Below are 21,457 nucleotides of genomic sequence, written 5' to 3' on the forward strand. Positions count from 1 at the left end.
AAGAGGGTTGCTTTTACCTCTGGTTTGATGCCATAAACGATGTAATATTACATTAAGTAAGATTACGCGTGGAGAGCGACATGGCTGGCGGACCGACCCGGTGGAACGACGAAAATTGGGTCCACAATGTCGAGCAGACACAGAACCGTGTCGCGATGGCTATTGCACCGGATGGATCGGTTATGACCGTCTGGGAGCAGTGGGATCCAATCCAAGGCATCACAAAGATCGTCGGTCAGATCGTTGCCTTTGATGGTACCCTCATCAAGTCTGCTTTCGATATATCTACCTACGGAGGTATGCCAGCCCAGTCTAGGCCCTCGATTGCCGCGCTACCGGATGGAAAGTTCGCAATAGCGTTTGACCAAGGGGCCGGGATAATCACGACGCTCATCAATGCGGATGGGTCTTCTGCGGGTGGGAATGCTATTCTTCCCACGGACGGCTTCCCTTCCGATGCAGAGGTGATCGCAAATGCTGGCGACTCCTATTCCATTCTGTTTGAAGAGAACTCGCAGGTAAAGATACAGAGCTTTTCTGCGAGTGGCGTCAGCCTGGGAGACCCTGTTGTTGTCGCAAGCCCTAAAATAGGCATGAATCCTATTGACGTTGTAGGCTCTTCATTTGGCATGTTTGGAAGGGCATGCGCAGTAACGTACAGCGGTCAAATCGGTGACTACCTCTATACTGAGATTGTTCTGCGCATCCAAACAAACGAGTTTCCGAGCCGGGATCTCACAATCAGCCTCAAAACGTCTTCTACTTATCAGTTCGGTGCAGAACTGAAAGATGTAGAGATTACTACCCTGCACGATGGAACGATACTTGTCACTTGGCTGGAGGCTTCCTCCACCACAGGCGTGTCAATGCGCGCTCAAGTTGTGGACGGGAACGGTAACCGTGTTGGTAGCGAGTTTACCATCGACTCGACAATAGCAGACATCGAAAGCAAGCCTGTTGTCGCTAGCATCCCCAACTTCGACGGTAGCCCAGGAAGTACAAAATTTGTCGTCGCCTGGGTGGAGCAGCAAGGTGGCACCAGCATTATCAAGGCCCAAAAGTTCTCCGCTCCCGGAGAGAAGGACGGGAGCGCATTCGTCGTCAGTACGTACGTTGGCGGAGCTCAGATTGATCCTCAGATCATTTCGCATGGCGATGGGCGCTTTACCATCTCTTGGACCACGGCATGGAGCGAACATGGCGGTTACATCCGCAGCCAGACGTTCGACACACGCTCAATCGCCGGCATCCTATGGACGGGGAAAGCTGCAGGGGACAACTACGCCGGGACCATTGGTGCCGATCGTATTATCGGCCTTGACGGAGCCGACCGCCTTTCAGGCCACCATGGCGACGATGCACTTGAGGGTGGCGGTGACAACGATACCCTGAAGGGCGGCTCTGGCAACGATGTGCTCAATGGCGGTGCAGGCGCCGATCATCTCGATGGGGGGGCCGGCCAGGACACAGCGAGCTATTGGGATTCTGGCAGTGTCGAGATTTATTTGCTCTATTCCGGCAGCGTTAATAAGGGCGCTGCAGCGGGCGATACCTTCAATAGCATTGAAGTGATCGCCGGGTCGCACTGGCAGGACACAATCGAAGGCAACGATCAGAACAATAATTTTTGGGGTGATCGTGAAAATGATCGCCTCGTGGGCTGGGGAGGGAACGATACGTTAAGCGGCGCCGATGGCGACGACACTCTGTCTGGTGGCAGCGGCGCCGATAATATGGACGGCGGCGCCGACTTCGACGTTGTCGACTACTCACAAGCCAATGCAGCGATCACACTCGACCTTTTGGACGGCAGCCGCAACGCAGGCGATGCTGTTGGCGATACCTTCAACTCCATTGAAAGGTTTAACGGAACGAGCCACGGAGATCATCTGTACGGCACGAACAGAACCGATCAGGGCGACCGACTTTATGGCGGCAGCGGCGCGGACTTTATTAATGGTCGCGACGGGGCGGATATTCTGCATGGGGAGGAAGGGAGCGATATCCTCATAGGCGGCCAGGGCGGAGATCAGCTCGACGGTGGTATCGGCGGCGATACAGCAGATTATTCAACGGCTGGGTCCAAGATCCTCGTTGATCGGGATGCCATGCACCTGAACCAAGGAGATGCGGCCGGGGACACATACACGTCCATTGAGGCCGTATCCGGCTCTCTGCATGACGATACGCTGCTTGGTGGTGACGCCTTAGCGGACCAGCTTTATGGGCACGGCGGCAAGGATCGCATCGACGGCCGAGGAGGCGCGGATTCCCTCCGGGGTGGGAGCGACAACGACACAATCATCGGCGGCAGCGGCAACGATACGCTCGATGGCGGGGATGATGACGACTCCCTGACAGGCGGTACTCAGAACGACAGCCTCACCGGCAGCGCGGGTCACGATGAACTGGCTGGAGACTCCGGCGACGATACCTTGGACGGTGGAGAAGGAAACGATCATCTGAAAGGCGGATCGGACGCCGACACGCTCATCGGCGGCGCTGGAAACGACACGCTGGATGGCGGCTCCGAGATCGATCACATGACCGGCGGTGCCGGTGACGACACATATTATCTCACCAGTCTTTTTGATGTATTCGTTGAGACTACCGCACCCGCAGGAGGCACCAACGACACAGCCATCGTCAACTTCGATTACACACTTAGTGATGGAACCGGCGTTGAAATCCTTAAGGCAATCGAGGGTGAATCTACGATCAACTTGAGCGGCAGGAATGAGGCCAACACCATCATCGGCAATGATGGCGTTAACTCGATCGATGGCGGCTCCGGGAATGACACTCTTATCGGCAACCGCGGCAACGACATTCTGCGGGGTGGCTCCGGAAATGATGAGCTGAGTGGTGGCGCAGATAACGATACCTACTATGTTGACCTGAACGACACAGTCATCGAGGACAAGGAAAGCACGATCGGCGGCAGCGCGGATCGGATCATTGCGACCGTCTCCGGCACCTACACGCTGGCAACCGGAATTGAGAGCGGTGAGATCGACACTGATGTCACTGGCGTCACCCTGACCGGCAATGGTCTCGACAATAAGCTCACCGGCAACAACAAGGACAATGGACTGCTCGGTGGATCTGGCAACGATACATTGGATGGCGGCGGCGGCAATGACCTTCTGATCGGTGGGGAGGGTGCCGACAGCATGGTCGGCGGCGATGGCGATGACACCTACCACATCGATCTGAGTGACAAGATCGACGCGGACAAGAGTGGGTCCAAGGATCAGGTGAACCTCGTCGAGGCCGGAAAATACACGCTCGTTTCCGGCATAGAAATCGGGTCGGCTTACAATCTCTCCGAGAGCTACCACATCATCGGCAATGAAATCAGCAACGAGCTTAACGGCGGCAATATTGCCGACACTCTGGAAGGCGGCATAGGTAACGACACCCTGAACGGACGCGGTGGCAACGACATCCTGGAGGGTGGCACCGGCAACGACAGCCTGGTAGGCGGTGCGGGTAACGACACGCTGCGCGGTGGATCCGAGAACGATGTGCTGGCAGGTGGCGCGGACAACGACACCTACTATGTCGACCTCGACTACATCAACAAGAACGACACAGTCACCGAAGATGGAGACAGCCTCGCCGGCGGCAGTGCGGATCGGATCATCGCGACCGTGGCTGGCACCTACACGCTTGTGACAGGGATTGAGAATGGCGAAATCGGAGGTTCCGGTGAAGGGTACCACCTGATCGGTAATACGCTGGAGAACAGGCTCACCGGTAACAACGCGGCCAACTCGCTCGACGGCAGCTCGGGCAACGACACTCTTGTCGGCAAAGACGGTAGCGACACGCTCAATGGCGGCTCTGGCGTCGATTATATGATTGGCGGTGCAGGCGACGACGTCTACTGGGTCGACTCGGAAGATGACGTCGTCGACGAGACTGACGGGTCCGGCGAGGACCTGGTGGAAACCTCCGCAACGTATTCGATCGAGGGCCGGGCGAATGTCGAACATATCCGGGCCAACGGCGCAGCCAACATCAGCCTCACCGGCAATGGGCTCGGAAACCGGCTCACCGGCAATAGCGGCAACAATACCCTCAACGGCAAAGGCGGCGCGGATACGCTGATCGGCGGCAAGGGCGACGACACCTACATCATTGACGATCCGGCCGACAGCATCCATGAGAGTTTCGGCACGATAGAAGGTGGCGGCACCGATACTGTCAAGACGTCGGTATCCTTCTCCATCGCGACTTATGGCGACATCGAGAATATCCAGGCGACCGACAAAGCCGATGTCACGCTCACCGGCAACGGCCTTGGCAACCGGATCACCGGCAACAGCGGCAGCAACACGCTGATTGGCAATGGAGGCAACGATATCCTTGATGGCGCCACTGGCGCTGACGTCATGAGAGGCGGCACAGGATCGGATATCTACTTCGTCGACGACAGCAGCGACCAAGTCCTGGAAGACAGCACGGATGGCGGCCGGGATACGATCCATACCAACAAGAGCTACCGGCTTGCCGAAGACGCAGCCGTTGAAGAGCTCTTCGGTGCTGGAACTGCGGACCTGAGCCTGGAAGGCAATAAGTTCGCCAATAGCATCACCGGCGCCACCGGCAACGACCAGCTGATCGGCGGAGACGAGAGCGACACCCTCAACGGAGGTGGCGGCAGAGACAGCCTGGAAGGCGGCAGCGACAACGATACGCTGCGGGGCGGCGCCGACAATGACACTCTTGACGGCGGCACTGGCATCGACTCCATGGAGGGCGGCGCCGGAAACGACGTCTATCGGGTGGATTCCGGGAGCGACACCGTCGACGAGACCGGAGCCGATACAGACGACCTGATTGAGACTACTGTTTCCTATTCCCTTGAGACCCTCACACGTGTCGAGCACCTGACGGCACTTCGCGCCGGCAATATTAGCCTGACCGGAAACAGCTCCGGAAACCGGCTCACCGGCAACAGCGGCAGCAACGCACTCGACGGCAAGGGCGGCGTCGACACGCTCGATGGCGGCGGTGGAAGCGACACCTACTACCTCGACAACCAAAACGATGTGGTTGTGGAGAGCAAGGACTCGGCCACTGGCGGCACTGCCGACAAGGTGATCATCACGGCATCCGGCACCTACACCATGGCGGATGGGGTGGAAAATGCCGAGATCCAGGCGGACGTCACCGATGTTCATGTGATCGGCAATGTGGAAGCCAATACGATCACCGGCAACAACAAAGACAACACCCTCGACGGCGGCGGTGGCATCGACGACCTCTACGGTAAGGACGGCAACGACACGTATCATGTCGGTACGGGCGACCGGGTCTATGAGGCCACCGGTCAAGGCCTGGATACGATCATCGCCCATGCAAGCTTCACTCTGGCCCTGAACCAGGAAGTGGAGACACTGAGGCTGCACGGGTCTGCCGGGGGCGGCAACACGCTGTCGGGCAACAATCTCGGCAACGTCGTCGAAGGCAACGACAGCGGGAACAGCCTCTATGGCGGCGGCGGTGACGACAAGGTTGCCGGCGGATCCGGCTCGGATGTTCTCAAGGGCGACGCAGGAGCCGACACCCTCAACGGCGGCGGAGGGAGCGATACGTATTATGTCGATGCAAACGACGCGGTCGAAGAGGATACGGGTGGCGACGACGACCTGATCATCGTCATCGGGACCGGCGAATACACGCTCGCCGGAGGCGTGGAGGACGGCAGGATCCAAGACAATGTCAGCCTGGTGCACCTGATCGGCAACACCCAGGCGAACGAGCTCACCGGAAACGAGCTCGCCAACACCCTAGATGGTGGTCTCGGAGCGGATACGCTCGACGGCGGTGACGGCAGCGACACCTATTATGTCGATGCTAAGGACATCGTTAATGGCGACGCTGGCGGTACAAGCGATAAGGTCATCGTTACCGAGACCGGCACGTACACTCTGGCATCGGGCATCGAAATTGGTGAGATCCAGAGCGAGATCGGCGGAGTCACCCTGAAGGGCAATGGAGACGCCAACACGCTCACCGGCAACGAGACGGCCAACACCCTCGAAGGGGGCGGTGGAAACGACTTGCTGCAAGGCAATGGCGGCGCCGACGTCCTTAAGGGGGGGGACGGAGCCGATGATCTGCAGGGCGGGTCGGGCGACGACACCTACTATGTCGATCTCGACGACAAGGTCACCGACAGCTCAGGCACCGACACCCTCATCGCTACGAAGTCCGGAACATACAGGCTCGGAACGGACATCGAGAACGGCGGCATCGACACGGGCGCCGAAGGCGTGACCCTGATCGGCAATGACGGCGGCAATGCGCTGACCGGCAACAATTTCGCCAATACGATCAGGGGCGGTGGCGGCAACGACTCCATCGACGGGAAGGACGGAGCTGACCGGCTCGAAGGAGAGATCGGCGACGACACGCTCGACGGCGGTGCTGGGAATGACACCCTCTACGGCGGAGCAGGCAACGACAGCATCGACGGCGGCAACGACAACGATGAATTGTTCGGCGGAGACGGTGCCGATACTCTTAAGGGCGGCGACGGCGACGACACGCTGAACGGTGGCTCGGGCGAGGCGAACACCCTCGAAGGCGGCCTCGGCAATGATGTCTATTATGTCCGAGCCGGTGATACCGTGGAGGATATGGGCGGCAGCAACGATACCGCCTATGTCTACAGAGGAACGTTCGCTAGCCAGGCGCAGTACGACGCTTTTGTGCTCTCTCTGCAGAGAGACAAGGGCATCGAGAACATTGTCCTGATCAGAGACATTTCCGAGACCGGCGACGATGGCGACAACACGCTCAACGGCGGCGAGGGCAACGATACCCTTGATGGCGGCAAGGGCAACGACGTCATCAACGGAAAAGGCGGCGATGACGTTCTCACCGGCGGCGAGGGCAACGACATCCTCAACGGCGGCCTCGGCAACGACATCATGACCGGAGGCTCCGGCAACGATATCTACCACGTCCACGACGAGGGCGACGTCATCGTCGAGGATATTGCGGAGAGCGGCGGCACCGCGGACAAGGCCTATATCCACATCGGCAAGTACGAGCTTCAGGATACCGTCGGCGTCGAGATTCTCGAGGTCGGCGACAAGGTGACGTTCGGCGTCCAGATCACCGGCAACATGTTCGCCAATACGATCATTGGCGGCGTGGGCAACGATTCGCTCAACGGCGCTGGCGGGAACGACTCGATCGTGGGCCAAGACGGCGACGATACCCTCGACGGCGGCGACGGTGATGACACGCTCGAAGGCGGCATTGGCAACGACACCTATCATGTCTACGGCAGCGAGAAGATCATTGACGCTGACGGGGACGAGGACACGGTCGTCGTGTTCACGTCCGGCGTGTACACGCTGGGCGGCAGCATAGAGAACGGCAAGGTCGGCGGGAACACCACCGGCGTCCACCTGGTCGGCAACAGCCAGGGCAACGACCTCACCGGCAACAACGAGGCGAACACCCTCGACGGCGCCGGCGGCAGCGACTCTCTGGCCGGACATGATGGCGTGGACTCGCTTGTCGGCGGGGAAGGCGACGACACGCTGGATGGCGGCGTCGGGGCCGATATCCTGGTTGGCGGTTCCGGCGATGACATCTATTACCTTGACGACGCTGGGGATGATGTCACCGACGCGAGTGGTGCCCTGGACAAGGTCATCATCACCGCCTCCGGCACTTACAACATCTCGACCGGGATCGAGGAGATCGAGATCCAGGCAGGGGTCACCGACGTGCATGTGATCGGCACGGATGACGCCGACAAAATCACGGGCAACAACGAAGCCAATACACTGCACGGTGCAGGCGGCGGCGACACTCTGGAGGGTCACGATGGCATCGACGAACTCGCCGGCGGCGAAGGCAGCGATTCGCTCGACGGCGGCGAGGGCAACGACATCCTGGATGGTGGATCAGACACTGACACGCTGAGAGGCGGGCAGGGCGATGACACCTACCATGTGACCACGGGCGACCACGTGCATGAAACGACTAGCGGTGGAACCGATACCGTGATCGCTCATGGCAGCTTCACCCTGGATACGGACGAAGAAGTGGAGGTTCTGAAGCTGGATGCGGCTGCGGGAGGTGGAAACACGCTCTCCGGCAACAACCTCGGGAACGCCGTCGAAGGCAACGACAGCGGCAACACCCTTAATGGCGGCGGCGGCGACGACGGCGTCACCGGCGGTGCCGGCAACGACCTCCTCGACGGTGGTGAGGGCAACGACGTCATGACCGGCGGCGCCGGCAACGACACCTACGTCATCGATAGCGATGGCGACACAGTGCTCGAAGATGACGATGAGGCAGGCGGCAAGGACACTATCGTTACCAGCATTGACTTCACATTGGAGGAGCAGAGCGGCGTCGAGGTCGTTCAAGCGGGAGACGGCGAAGATCCGATCAACGTCACCGGCAGTGATCTCGAGGGCAACATCCTCATCGGCAACGACGGAGCCAACGATCTCGACGGCCGGGGCGGTAACGACACCCTGAACGGTGGTGCCGGAATCGATCGGCTCTTTGGTGGCGATGGTGACGACAACCTCGATGGCGGTGCCGACGACGACCTTCTCATTGGCGGCGACGGCAATGACATTATGAATGGCGGAGCCGACAACGACGTCCTGCGCGGCGGCGACGGCAGCGACGAGCTCATCGGCGGCGACGGCAACGACACGCTCAACGGCGGCCTGATCGATGAGAATGGCGAAGTTAGCGGCGATGGTGCGGCGGACACGCTTCACGCTGGTGCAGGCGACGACGTCTACTACCTGATGGATGCTGCTGACGTCATCGAGTTCGGTGACGAGGCCGATGGAGGCTTCGACAAGGTTTATATCTTGTCGAAGAACTTCATGAATGGGGATCAAGTCGATTGGAAGGCGATTCAGGCTTTTGCCGAGCAGCATTGGGGGAAAGGCATCGAAGAGATCTACATCGACGATAGCGAGAATCCCTACGGAGGCCAGGGCAGCGGACTGGACGACGTCTACGAGATCTTTGTCGGCGATGAGATCAAGGACGAGCCTCTCGATCCTGAGAAAGGCGGAAGCCAGGATCGGGCTAACGTTCATATCGCGAGCTATACCCTCGATGACAAGTTTGGCGTCGAGATTCTCTCGGTGGTCGATGGTCTCGATTTCGACGTCGAACTGATCGGCAACAACCAAGCCAACACCATCTACGGCAGCACGCGTAACGACACCCTCAGGGGCGGTGCAGGCAACGATCTTATCTCCGATGATGAGGAGGATGGATCGAACGCCGGCAGCGGCAGCGACTTACTCGATGGCGGAGATGGCGAGGACACGCTCATGGGCGGACTCGGCAACGACATACTCCAAGGTGGTGCCGACAACGACACGCTCCTCGGCGGGGATGGAGATGACCTTCTTGAAGGTGGAACAGGCAATGACTCTCTCGAAGGCGGAGAGGGCAACGACATTCTCACTGGTGGCACGTTCGACAGTAGGGGTAATGCGATAGGCGATGGATTCGCTGATACTCTTCGCGGAGGAGCAGGCAATGACGCCTACTACCTTATGGATGCTGGAGATGTCATCGAATTCGACCAAGGCGGCGATCTAGGCGACGACGTTGTTTACGCTCTATCGAGGAATATCGGCGACGACGCTGCGGTACACGTTTTTGTCTCTAACCTGAGGAGCAACGGTATCGAACGTGTCTTTATCGATGGGCTTCTCTATGACGGTAGCAGCCAAAGTCCGTCTGATATTCGCCTGTCCAGCAACTGGGTTCAGGAATTATCACGCGACAACTCCAACATAGCGTCGCTGTCGGTAAACGTGAACACAGGTCACACTTACACCTACAAGATTGGCATCGATAATGGCGATGGCACTATGAGGTGGGTAGATACAGATGGTCGCTTCAAGATAGTCGTGGTTAACGGAACTGCCCGCCTACAGGTCGCAGATAGTTCAAAGCTCGACCATGAGAACATTCGTACGCACTTGATTACGCTCCAGGTTACGGACGATGTAACTGGCACGCAATTCGTCGAGTCAAACATCAGAATCGTCGTACGTGATTGGCTGAACGAGACCTATCGGACTGCAAAGTCAAGCGATGACGTATTCAAAGGTGGAATCGGAGACGACTCCTACTTTGGAGGTGGCGGATCGGATACATTCATTGGCGCACGTGGAGCCGACTTCTTCAATGGCGGAGTTGGAGGTGACAAATTCGTATTCACTACCAATCCCGTGGCGGCAGAAGTCGATACAATCGCTGATTTCTCCATAGGTGAGGACAAGATCCACCTGTCCTCAGAAATCTTCGACCTTCTAGGTCGGATCGGACAAGGTCTTGATGCAGACACCTTCTTCGCAGGAGTGCAGGCCCAATCGGCTACGCATCGCATCATCTACGACAACACCGGAGATGTTGGCGTTCTCCTCTACGATGCAGATGGGTCTGGCCAAAAGGCTGCCGTTGCGATCGCCAAGCTGACGAACAAGGCCAACCTGTCGTTCAACGACTTCCTTGTCATCTGACATCGACAACTTTCGGGAGGCCTGCCTCCCGTTTTCTTCACATGAGCACATTGCTCGCAAGGCTCAACGTTAATATGGGGGTTTAAAAAATGCCTGAATTCTTCTTCCTCGAAATGCAGGGCGTGAATGGCTATACGACACAGTCCGGCAATCCAGCTGCCCTGAACATTCCGGAGAATATCGCTACTGGGACAATTGTCGCAAAAATTACCGGGTGGGAGCCCGGAGAGGATCACACGCGCTTTGATATTACACCGCTTACGGATCCTGGAGCGGCCGGGGACGACTTTGGCCGATACGGGATTATGCAGGCAACCACCAACGGCCCTGGATCTCCTCCTCAATGGAATGCAGGCGATTGGGTTGTTTACATCAAGAATGGCGGCCCCATTAATTTCAATTCCGAAGATAAGGATGGCCCAAACGATCTTTGGTACAATCAGATCGACTTTAAAGTTACTCCGAAATCTGGGTATACACCTATTGCCGAATACGAAGTCAAGTATACATTCAACATCCAAAATGCGAATGATGCTCCTACGGATCTGCAATACGCCACCGTCTACACCCTAAACGAGAATGCATCCCAGGGTGATGTAATCGCAACCGGGATCACTGTCACGGATGAGGATCAGCTTCAGAATTTCCGGGATTTTCGCTATGCTCTCGTAAATTCCGACGGTTCGCCTTACACTGGGACTAACTATCAGATTAACTCAACCACTGGGGTTATTACTGTAGGACCCGGTGGGCTCCCTGATGTAACCGTTCCCACTCCTGTGACCTTGCATGTGCGGGTGACTGACATGGGCGGTGCGGGTGCGTCTTACAGAGAAAGCGTGACGTTCACTGTCAACCCTGTGGCGACTAACGATCCTCCAAGCAATCCTGCCGTTCAGGGAACGGTTGCAACGCTCGATGAAGAGGCCACGATACCCGCGACAACGGTCATTGCTCGTGTGCAGTCGACTGACGATGGTATCGGCGGCGCTTTGCGTTATGAGCTGGTCAGCAATCCTGGGGGGCTGTTCGGACTTGATGCACAGACTGGCGAGATCAGGTTCACCGGTGGACGGCAGGACTATGAGAACAACGCGAATCTTCAGGTTGAGAGTCCTGGAACTCCACAGGAGCGCAAGTTCTTCAACGTGACTGTCAGGGCGGTTGAAAGTGGGCAGGGAGGCTTGCAGTCTGGCACAACCCAGGTGAAGGTCTACTTGAACAATGTGAATGATGCTCCGAGAGCGTGGCTGAACACTGTAGACAACAATCAAGTTACGATTCAGGAAAATCGGCCTACGAACTTTCAAGTCGCTCAACTGGTCGCTTCCGATCCCGATGGGAACCATCCGCAATGGGGTGGTCCGTTCACTTACCGGATCGATACGACCGACTCCCAGACTCCCTATGCGTCGTTGTACGATATCGTCAGCAATGGCGGTGTCTGGACCCTCGTCGTCAAGGGAACGATCGATTACGACGCTCTCCCGGCAGGTCAGAAGCGACACTTGATCAAGATCATCGCGAGGGACAACAGCGGCGCTGAAGGCTCTCAATACGTCACCATTAATCTGACAAACGACCCGAGCGACGACCAAAGCAACAACCCTCCGACTGCCCCGACCATTGTCGGCGGGAATGTCCTAGCTCTGACAGAAGATCTGGCCGGGACCGTGAACGTCGCGACTGTTCAGTCGACTGACGACGGATTTGGCGGAACAACGCTAGGGTATGAGTTGCTCAACACCTTCGGGGGCCTTTTCTCCGTAAACTCGTCGGGTGTCATAACTTTCAACGGAACCGCTCAGAACTATGAGAACAACCCGAACCTGATGGTGGAGGACGCCGGAACTGCGCAAGAGCGCAAGTACTTCAATGTGCAGGTGCGTGCGAGGGAGAGCGGTACGGGTGGTCTGACCTCTGCTCCGACTACTGTGAAGGTCTACCTCAACGACAGGAACGAGGCGATCTCGGATGCGACCTATAACGTGAGCCCGATCAGTGAAAACGCGAATGTCGGGGCGACAGTAGGTACGGTGCAATCTATTACGGACCCCGACACAGCTCCTGCGACCCGCAATTACCAGTATACGCTCGTTGACCGCAATGGGGTCGAGATTACCGGCGCGTACAACTTCGCGGTGAATGCGGCTACAGGAGCAATCACAGTCGGGCAGCTCGGCCTGCCCGACGTGAATCAGCCGACCGACGTTGAGGTTTATGTACGTATTGCTGACGGCAGCTTCTCTCATACGGAGACCGTGACCGTCCGCATTAACCCTGTAACTGCTTCTCAGAACCAAGCTCCGAACGACATCCTCGTTCTGAGCGGTGGCACGGTTCAGGAACTGGCAGGCGCCAGCAGCACAGGCGCCAACACTGTAGTTGCCACGCTTGGCGCCCAAGATCCCAACGACACCAGTGGCTTTGTCTACTCGATCGTTAATCCAGATGGGCGCTTCGCGATCAGCGGCAACCAGATCGTGGTTGCGAACGGCGTCATGCTCGATGCGGAACAGAGTCTATCGCATGTGGTGAGGGTACGCGTCACTGATAAGTCAGGGGCCGGACTATCATATGAGGAGAATATCACCATCAATGTTGCCGACATCAACCCGGAGACGATGTTGGCCGCGAGTGCCAGCCCGCTCAACGATGTGATCAAGGGCAGCAAGACGGGCAACTTCAAGGACACATTCTTTGGTGGCCTGGGCGATGACAAGCTCTGGGGGGGGTACGGCAACGACACGCTCTGGGGTGGCGTCGGCAAGGACGTGTTCGTCTTCGACGGCAAGCTCGGAACGTCCTCGACGGACCGGCGGGTCAACTACGACACGATCAAGGACTACAGCGTCAAGGATGACTCGATCTGGCTCGACAACGACCTGTTCAAGTCGAACAAGAAGCTCTATGGCTTGATCAAGAAGGGCACGGAAATCATCCCGCTGAAGATGGACAAGAAATTCTTCACGGTCGGCGCCAAGGCAAAGGATCAGGACGACTACTTCGTCTACGACTCCAAGAAGCGCGTGCTCTACTATGACGCCGACGGCTCAGGCTCGAAGGCGGCCATCGAAATGGCGAACTTCACCAATAACAAGGCCTTGAGGGGCTTCAACCACAAGGAAGTCCTGTTCATTTAGGATAGATTTGCAACGCTATAATGAGTACTGTGCCGGCCTCTCGCGAGGCCGGCATATCTGTTTCTGTCAGGACGTGGGAGGAGCGGGATGCCGCCTTACTCCCACTTCTCACATGTGAGATTTGCTGCCCTGCTGCTCGAGCATGCACCTCGTCAGCCATCACCCCGGAAGCGCTTTACCTGCCAGCGTCTGGGTATGCTCCCGTCATTTTCGACAGTGAGGCGAGGGTTCAGGACCGAATGGGTTGGCCCGTCTTCCGGTCCACAACAGGGGCTACATGGGAAAAGCATTGCTGGATATTGACCCGATTATTGCTCAACGGAGAGTACCGAACTGTCGATATGCGCGCCTGCTCCGCCGGGCAGTGAAGATCACGCTTCCGGGTTCTCTAGAAGATCGAAGCCGTCCAGCCAGAGCTGTCGTCGGGCAACGCAGCACCCTGTTCAGCACAAAATGAAAACGCTCCGGCTTGGGCCGGAGCGGTCTTGATATGCTCTTCTTGTCGCGTGCTGCTGATCAGGCGATCAGGAAGTCCGCAGCCGAGAGCTTCAGGTTCTTGTCGATCGTTGCGAACCGGATCGCCGCCGCTGCCGTTCCGATGCCATCGGCATCGTAGAAGAGGGCGCCGGTCTTCTTGTTGTAGATGATCCGGTCGTCGGCATCCTTCGCCGCCGTGTGGCTGACGAAGAAGCTAGAAGGAAGCTTGCCCGCAGCAATGCCGGTAAAGACGGATTGATCGAGAACGATGGTGTCGTCACGCGTCGAGAAACCGGTGATCTTGTCGATTCCGGAGCCGAGAGCGGCATCGAACACAAACGCATCCCGGCCCGCCCCGCCATTGAGGGCGTCCGTACCCAGGCCGCCGGTGAGGCGGTCGTTGCCAGCGCCGCCGATCAGCTTGTCGTTCCCGCCGCGTCCTTCCAGGAGGTCGTTGCCTGCAAGGCCGTCGAGCGTGTTCCGGCCGGTATGGCCGATGAGCAGGTTGGCCTTCGCCGTGCCCTTCAGGCTCACGGATTTCCCGGCACTGAGCGCCTCGTCGGCAGCCAGACCCTCGAACAGCCTGTCGCTCGACGACAAAGTGGTGTTCTTCGTCACCACGCGGCAGTCGAGACCACCGGCGTCGATGATGATGTCGACCTTTTCCCTGAACTTGTAGACGTCGTTGCCCTTGCCGCCCTTCAGGATGTTCGGGCCTTCGCCGCCGCCGCCGATCAAGGTGTCGTTGCCGTCGCCGCCGTCGAGGACGTCGATGCCGTCGCCGCCGTCGAGATAGTCGTTGCCGAGGTTGCCATAGAGCAGGTCACGGCCGAGGCCTGCGGTGACACGCTCGCCTGCCGTGCTGCCGACGAAACGGTCGTCCAAGACCCTTGTTGTATCGGTGTTCATCTCAACCAGAATGGTCTGATTGGCTCGGCTCCAGTTCAGGAAAGTCGTTCCGGACAGATCGAGATCGACGGATTCAGAGGCGCTCGTGAAGTGGATCGTGTCAATGCCGGCCGTGGATCCGTAAACCTGAGAAACGCCAAAGAAGCTGTTGGCGTTGTAAGTGAGCGTAGTTGCAGTCGGTACCGGGGACGCAAAAGTAAGAGCATCAATGGCGGTGATGGAATTGAAGTGAGCAGAGCCAAGGAGTTGGATGACGTCTATTTGGCGATCATTGAAATGGCCAAAGTTGTTCGTTCCGGAAATGCTTGTTCTTGCTACGCCTGCATTCACTACGAAAGTGTCGTTACCGCCCAATCCGACATAGATCAGAGTGTCGTTAGGATGGGGAGCGACAACGTTGAATACATCATTACTCTCGCTGCCCTCAAAAATACGGTCTGCCATTTCTGCCCCTTTGTGACTTGGCTATATGATTATTTATATAACGTTACATAAGATGGGGCGAGGGGCAATAGAGTATGCCGTCACATATCGAAAGGGCATGACGAGGAGTACCGCTGGAGGTCCAACGAAGTGGCGATCGACCGCCAGCAGTAAGCAGGGAGTAGTTCCTAACAAAACTGCCCTAGCCGGATGATCCGGCATGGCTCTCCCGCGGAGGCCGCAGGCGCATGAGGGGGGCGGACGAGGAGGGCGTCGGAGCGCTCCAGGATGCTCAGCATGGAGGAATCCTGCAGGAGGTGCGGCGTCGCGACAGGGAGCATCAGGCGCTCGGTTCCTGGGGAAAGGCTCAAGGGAACCGGCTGAAGGGCGAGGGAGGCCCGCATGTAGTCCTGGCGCTCTCCGTTCGCCGGCAGATCAGCTCCGAGGATGGCGTCTTCCGTCGGGTCCTCGGCCGCATGCTGGTCGCCGAGCAGGGCGCGGATGGCAGGCACCAGGAACAGCACGGCGCAGACGAGGGACGAAACCGGGTTGCCAGGCAGCCCCAGGAGCAGGGTCGAGCCCAGGCGGCCGTGCATCAGCGGCTTTCCAGGGCGCAGGGCCACGCGCCAGAAGCCGAGCCTCATGCCCTGGCGGGTGAGGGCCTTCTGCACCAGATCATGCTCCCCTACCGAGGCGCCGCCCAGGGTGACAAGGATGTCGGCCTGGGCCTCCCGCGCGGCCCGGATGCGCTCCTCGAGCGCTTCGATACTGTCGCGGGCAATGCCGAGATCGATGGCCTCCGCGCCGGCCTTCTCAGCCATCATCAGGGTGGCCGGGAGGCTTGAGGCCACGATCTGGTCCGGACCTAAGGGATCGCCCGCCCGCACCAGCTCGTCGCCGGTGGCGAGGACGGCAACGCGGGGTTTGCGGTGGACGGAGAGCGTCCCGTGACCCATCGCGGCGGCCAGCGCGATGTGGCGGGAGTCGAGGCGCAGCCCCGCCTGCAGGAGAATGTCGCCGACCCGGAAATCCAGGCCTGCGGCGCGGATGTGACGTCCGGGGCGGGGCGCTTCCTTGATCGTCACCGTGTCGCCGGAGCGCTCCGCGTCCTCCTGCAGCACCACAGCGTCGGCGCCTTCGGGCACGGGAGCTCCGGTGAAGATCCGCACGGCCTCCCCGAGGCCGAGCGCACCGGCAAACCGGGCTCCTGCTGCACTGGTTCCGATCACCTGGAGGGTCGCAGGGATCCGGGTGCAGTCGATGCTGCGCACCGCATAGCCGTCCATTGCGGAAGCCGGGAACGGAGGCTGGTCGCGCCGGGCGCTCACATCCTCGGCGAGGGTGCGCCCGGCGCAGGAGGCCAGAGGAACATGCTCGGCTTCAACCGGCCTTTCGATGCTGGCCAATACGCGGGACAGGGCATCCTCGACCGAGATCAGGCTCATGGCGCCTCGAAATCTCCCGACCGGCCACCGCTCTTCCGGCGCAGGCGCACGCTCTCGATCCGCATGCCCTTATCGGCGGCCTTCACCATGTCGTAGATCGTGAGGCAGGCGACGGAGACGGCGGTGAGCGCCTCCATCTCCACGCCGGTCTGGCCCGACACCTTCACCTCAGCGGTCACCCGCACGCCCGGCAGACTCTCGTCGAGGGCGCAATCGATCTTCACCTTGGAGATGAGGAGAGGGTGGCAGAGGGGGATGAGCTCGTGGGTGCGCTTCGAGGCCATGATGCCCGCAAGACGCGCCGTCCCGAGCACATCGCCCTTCTTGGCGTCGCCCTGGCGGATCAAAGCCAGCGTCTCCGGCCGCATCACCACGCAACCCTCCGCAACGGCGGTGCGGCTCGTGACGTCCTTGTCCGAGACGTCGACCATGTTGGCCTCGCCCGCCGCGTCGAGATGCGTGAGCCCTGTCATGCGGCTTCGCCGAACAGGAGCCTGCGGGTGGCCGCTGCCACGTCGGCCTGACGCATCAGGCTCTCGCCCACGAGGAATGTGCGGATGTTCACCTTCGTGAGACGCTCGATGTCTTCAAGGGTGAAGATGCCGCTCTCGCCCACGACGATGCGGTCGGGGGGTATGAGCGGGGCGAGTTCTTCGCTCACGCCGAGGGAGACCTCGAAGCTGCGCAGATTCCGGTTGTTGATGCCCACCAGCTTCGTACCGAGGGGCAGGGCTCGCTCAAGCTCCGCCCGGTCGTGCACCTCGACCAGCACGTCCATGCCGAGACTGTGGGCGGTATCGATCAGGGTCCGGGCCTCGCTGTCTGACACGCTCGCCATGATGACGAGGATGCAGTCCGCACCCCAGGCGCGGGCCTCATAGACCTGGTACGGCTCGAACAGGAAGTCTTTGCGCAGGGCAGGAAGCCCGGAGGCTTCGCGCGCCAGGCCCAGATATTCGGGCCGGCCTTGGAACGACGGCTCGTCGGTGAGAACCGAGAGACAGGTGGCGCCGCCCTCGGCATAGGCCCGGGCAAGGCTCGGAGGATCGAAATCCGCGCGGATCAGGCCCTTGGATGGGCTTGCCTTCTTCACCTCCGCAATAAGGGCAGGCCGACCCTCGGCGAGGTGCCGCTCGATGGCCGCCGCGAACCCGCGCGCAGGCGGGGCCTGCCGGGCGCGGCGCTCAATCTCGGCTTGCGGAATGGCGGCCTTCGCCGCTGCGATCTCCTGGCGCTTATAGGCTTCGATCCGGCTCAGCACGTCGCTCATGATCTGGCGCTCACCCGTTCGAGACCTTCACGAGCCGCTCCAAGGTCGCCTTGGAGGCGCCGCTGTCGAGGGCCTGTGACGCGCGCTCCAAACCATCGCGGAGGTTGGCTGCCTCGTCAGCCACCACGAGGGAGGCCGCCGCATTGAGCAGGGCCACGTCGCGGTAGGCCGTGCGGGCGCCATCGAGAACCTCGCGGAGCGCCCTTGCATTGTGCTCCGGATCGCCGCCCTTCAGGTCCTCCGGTTTTGCCCTCGGCAAGCCGACCTCATCGGGCGTGACGGTGAAGCGGCGGATGGAGCCGTTCTCCAGCGCGGCCACGAAGGTCGGGCCGGTGGTTGTCATTTCGTCGAGGCCGTCGGATCCATGCACGGTCCAAACCTTCCTGGAGCCCATCTCCTTCAGAACCTGAGTGAGAGGATCCAGCCAAGTTTCTGAAAACACGCCTAGAAGCTGATGCTTGACCCCAGCCGGATTCGAGAGCGGCCCCAACAGGTTGAAGATCGTGCGCGTGCCGAGTTCCACGCGCACGGGCGCCACGTGGCGCATGGCGGCGTGGTGGCTCTGGGCGAACATGAAGCACAGGCCCACCTCCTTGAGGCAGCGCTCAAGGCCTTCCGGATCGAGGCCGAGCTTCACGCCCAGGGCTGCCAGCACATCGGCCGTACCGGATTTCGAGGAGGCAGCGCGGTTGCCGTGCTTGGCGACCGGCACGCCGCAGGAGGCGACGATGATGGAGGCCAATGTCGAGATGTTGTAGCTGCCCGAATGATCGCCGCCCGTGCCGACGATATCGACAGCCCTGTCCGGGGCGTTCACCGTAATCATGCGCCCGCGCATCGCCGTGACCGCACCGACGATCTCCTCAAGCGCCTCGCCACGCACGCGCAGGGCCATCAGGAAGGCGCCGCCCTGGGCGGGGGTGACCTCGCCGGAGAGCAGGTCGTCGAAGGCCCAGCGCGCCTCGTCTCGGGTCAGCGACGCCCCCGTAGCAACCTTGGCGAGATAGGATTTGAAGGATTCCATCGGTTTCAATGTCCTGCTGGCACGGACGGCCCGCCACCCGCGCGGTGCCTGGCGTTCCAGTCCCCGGCGAGTGCGAAGAAGTTGCGCATGATGGTCGTCCCATGCTCCGACAGGATGCTTTCGGGATGGAACTGAACACCATGGATCGGCAGCGACCGGTGGGACAGGCCCATCACCAGCCCGTCCGAGGTTTCGGCCGTGACCATGAGGTCGTCCGGGCAGGTTTCGCGGTCCACGATCAGGGAATGGTAGCGGGTGGCCTTGAAGGGGCCGTTGATGCCCCGGAACACCGCCTGTCCGTTGTGCTCCACGTCGGAGACCTTGCCGTGCATCGGCAGGGACGCCCGGGAGACGGTGCCGCCAAAGGCCTGGCCGATGGTCTGCAGCCCGAGGCAGACGCCGAAGGTGGGGATCTCGGGGGAGGCGCGCTTGACGAGATCGAGGCAGATCCCGGCCTCGTTGGGGGTACAGGGCCCCGGCGAGAGCACGATGGCGTCCGGACGGGAGGCGAGCACCTCGTCGGTGGCGATGGCATCGTTGCGCACCACCTGGACCGAGGTGGCGAGAGGGCCGAGCAGATGCACCAGATTCCAGGTGAAGCTGTCGTAGTTGTCGATCACGAGAACGCGGGTCATGGCGCGCCGACGTTCGCGTATGCGGCGGCCTCGGTCAAGGGAAGCATTGCCACCGGCGCGGCCGTCATTGCCCGACCCTCGCCTCGCTCGCAAAGCGTACCGCCTCCTCCGCCGCGCGGAACAGGGCCTTGGCCTTGTTGATGCACTCCTGCTGCTCGGAAGCCGGGTCGGAGTCATAGACGATGCCCGCGCCCGCCTGAACCGCCATGCGCCCATCCTTCACCACCGCCGTGCGCAGCACGATGCAGGTGTCCATCTCGCCGTTGGCTCCGAAATAGCCGATGCAGCCGGCATAGGGGCCGCGCTTGTCCTTCTCCAGCTCGTCGATGATCTGCATGGCGCGCACCTTCGGCGCGCCGGAGACCGTGCCGGCCGGGAAGCCCGCCACGAGCGCGTCGAGGGCATCGAAGCTCGGGTCGAGGCGGCCCTCCACATTCGAAACGATGTGCATCACCTGGCTGTAATATTCGAGGAAGAAGGAATCCGTGACCTCGACCGAACCCATCTCCGCGACCCGGCCCACGTCGTTGCGTCCGAGATCGAGGAGCATCAGGTGCTCGGCCCGCTCCTTCGGGTCGGCGAGGAGGCTCTCCGCATGAGCCCGATCCTCGGCCGCGGTGACGCCCCGCGGACGGGTGCCCGCGATGGGGCGGATCGTGACCTTGCCGTCGCGGACCCGCACCAGGATCTCCGGGGAGGAGCAGACGATCTGAAAACCTTCAAAATCGAGGTAGCACAGGAACGGCGCCGGGTTGACGCGCCGCAGGGAGCGGTAGAGCGCAAAGGCGGGAAGCGGGAAGGGCGCCTCGAACCGTTGCGACAGCACCACCTGAAAGATGTCCCCTGCGCGGATATACTCCTTCGCCTTGGCCACCATCGCCGTGAACTCCTCCGGCGTGGTGTTGGAGACCGGCGGCTCGAAGTGGATCTTCGTCGGGTCGCTGCGGTCGTCGATGGGGATCGGACGCTCCAGCGCCGCCGTCACCTCGTCCAGCCGCGCGAGCGCGGTCTCGTAGGCCGCTTTGGCCGGAATCCCGGCCTGGGGACGTACCGGCGTGATCAGGGAGATCTCGTCCCGGACCCCATCGAACACCACCATCACCGTCGGCCGGACCAGGATGGCGTCCGGAACCTTCAAGGCATCGGGATTGGTCTCGGGCAGGCGCTCCATGAAGCGCACCATGTCGTAGCCCAGATAGCCGAAGAGACCGGCCGCCATGGGCGGCAGGTCGTCGGAGAGGGGCAGGGCGCTTTCCCGGATCAGCGCCCGCAGGCTCTCCAGCGGCGGCCGCTCGTCCACGCGGAATTCCTGCATCCGGCTGAGGGCATGGCGGTCGATGGATGCCACGCCGTCCTGGCAGCGCCAGACAAGGTCCGGGTCGAGCCCGATCATGGAGAAACGCCCACGGGTGGCGCCGCCCTCCACGGATTCCAGAAGGAAGGCCGCGCCCTGCCGGTCATGCCGCAGCTTCAGGAAGGCCGCGACCGGGGTCAGCAGATCGCCGACGAGAGTGGCGCGCAGGACGCCGGCCTCGCCGGCCTCGTAAGCAGCGGCGAAGGATGCGAAATCAGGCGTGATCGTCATGG

9 protein-coding genes are annotated in these 21,457 nt (G+C 60.4%); 2 read left to right on the forward strand and 7 right to left on the reverse strand.

The genetic code is table 11. The annotated features are described in order from the left end of the window. Positions 1-80 precede the first annotated feature (80 nt). Both GR303_RS24555 and GR303_RS03120 read left to right on the forward strand, forming a co-directional pair. Positions 81-10,544: a hypothetical protein gene (locus GR303_RS24555; RefSeq protein WP_281351498.1), complete on the forward strand. Its 10,464-nt coding sequence runs from the start codon at positions 81-83 to the stop codon at positions 10,542-10,544. 89 nt (positions 10,545-10,633) lie between these two features. Continuing rightward, positions 10,634-13,687 (forward strand): hypothetical protein, encoded by a 3,054-nt coding sequence (locus tag GR303_RS03120; protein ID WP_161724521.1) that lies wholly within the window; start codon positions 10,634-10,636, stop codon positions 13,685-13,687. 516 nt (positions 13,688-14,203) lie between these two features. On the opposite strand, the gene GR303_RS03125 is transcribed toward GR303_RS03120, so the two are convergent. The 7 genes from GR303_RS03125 to trpE all read right to left on the reverse strand — a co-directional run bounded on the left by GR303_RS03125 (position 14,204) and on the right by trpE (position 21,455). Further along, the gene (locus tag GR303_RS03125) at positions 14,204-15,517 is read right to left on the reverse strand and encodes a calcium-binding protein (RefSeq protein ID WP_161724523.1); all 1,314 of its coding nucleotides are present in this window, start codon (positions 15,515-15,517) and stop codon (positions 14,204-14,206) included. Positions 15,518-15,684: 167 nt separating this feature from the next. Continuing rightward, a complete protein-coding gene (locus GR303_RS03130; RefSeq protein WP_161724525.1) occupies positions 15,685-16,941 on the reverse strand; it encodes a molybdopterin molybdotransferase MoeA in 1,257 nt (418 codons plus the stop codon). After that, positions 16,938-17,414, reverse strand: coding sequence for a cyclic pyranopterin monophosphate synthase MoaC (gene moaC / locus GR303_RS03135; RefSeq protein WP_161724528.1), 477 nt, complete (start codon positions 17,412-17,414; stop codon positions 16,938-16,940). The genes GR303_RS03130 and moaC overlap by 4 nt, the downstream gene beginning before the upstream one ends. After that, a complete protein-coding gene (gene trpC, locus GR303_RS03140) occupies positions 17,411-18,211 on the reverse strand; it encodes an indole-3-glycerol phosphate synthase TrpC (protein WP_161724531.1) in 801 nt (266 codons plus the stop codon). The genes moaC and trpC overlap by 4 nt, the downstream gene beginning before the upstream one ends. A gap of 10 nt (positions 18,212-18,221) precedes the next feature. Then, the gene (gene trpD, locus GR303_RS03145; RefSeq protein ID WP_161724534.1) at positions 18,222-19,235 is read right to left on the reverse strand and encodes an anthranilate phosphoribosyltransferase; all 1,014 of its coding nucleotides are present in this window, start codon (positions 19,233-19,235) and stop codon (positions 18,222-18,224) included. Between the two features lie 5 nt (positions 19,236-19,240). Further along, positions 19,241-19,870 (reverse strand): anthranilate synthase component II, encoded by a 630-nt coding sequence (locus tag GR303_RS03150; protein ID WP_161724536.1) that lies wholly within the window; start codon positions 19,868-19,870, stop codon positions 19,241-19,243. A gap of 64 nt (positions 19,871-19,934) precedes the next feature. Further along, entirely contained in the window at positions 19,935-21,455 is a 1,521-nt protein-coding gene (trpE, locus tag GR303_RS03155; protein WP_161724538.1) for an anthranilate synthase component I, read from the reverse strand. Positions 21,456-21,457 lie beyond the last annotated feature (2 nt).

The sequence above is a fragment of the Microvirga arsenatis genome, from assembly GCF_009910705.1.
In the GTDB taxonomy this organism is placed as follows: domain Bacteria; phylum Pseudomonadota; class Alphaproteobacteria; order Rhizobiales; family Beijerinckiaceae; genus Microvirga; species Microvirga arsenatis.

Coding starts and splice junctions, on each gene's coding strand:
- trpE (WP_161724538.1), bottom strand. CDS start 21,455: ATGACGATCACGCCTGATTTCGCATCCTTCGCCGCTGCTTACGAGGCC.
- trpD (WP_161724534.1), bottom strand. CDS start 19,235: ATGGAATCCTTCAAATCCTATCTCGCCAAGGTTGCTACGGGGGCGTCG.
- GR303_RS03125 (WP_161724523.1), bottom strand. CDS start 15,517: ATGGCAGACCGTATTTTTGAGGGCAGCGAGAGTAATGATGTATTCAAC.
- GR303_RS03120 (WP_161724521.1), top strand. CDS start 10,634: ATGCCTGAATTCTTCTTCCTCGAAATGCAGGGCGTGAATGGCTATACG.
- GR303_RS03130 (WP_161724525.1), bottom strand. CDS start 16,941: ATGAGCCTGATCTCGGTCGAGGATGCCCTGTCCCGCGTATTGGCCAGC.
- GR303_RS03150 (WP_161724536.1), bottom strand. CDS start 19,870: ATGACCCGCGTTCTCGTGATCGACAACTACGACAGCTTCACCTGGAAT.
- GR303_RS24555 (WP_281351498.1), top strand. CDS start 81: ATGGCTGGCGGACCGACCCGGTGGAACGACGAAAATTGGGTCCACAAT.
- moaC (WP_161724528.1), bottom strand. CDS start 17,414: ATGACAGGGCTCACGCATCTCGACGCGGCGGGCGAGGCCAACATGGTC.
- trpC (WP_161724531.1), bottom strand. CDS start 18,211: ATGAGCGACGTGCTGAGCCGGATCGAAGCCTATAAGCGCCAGGAGATC.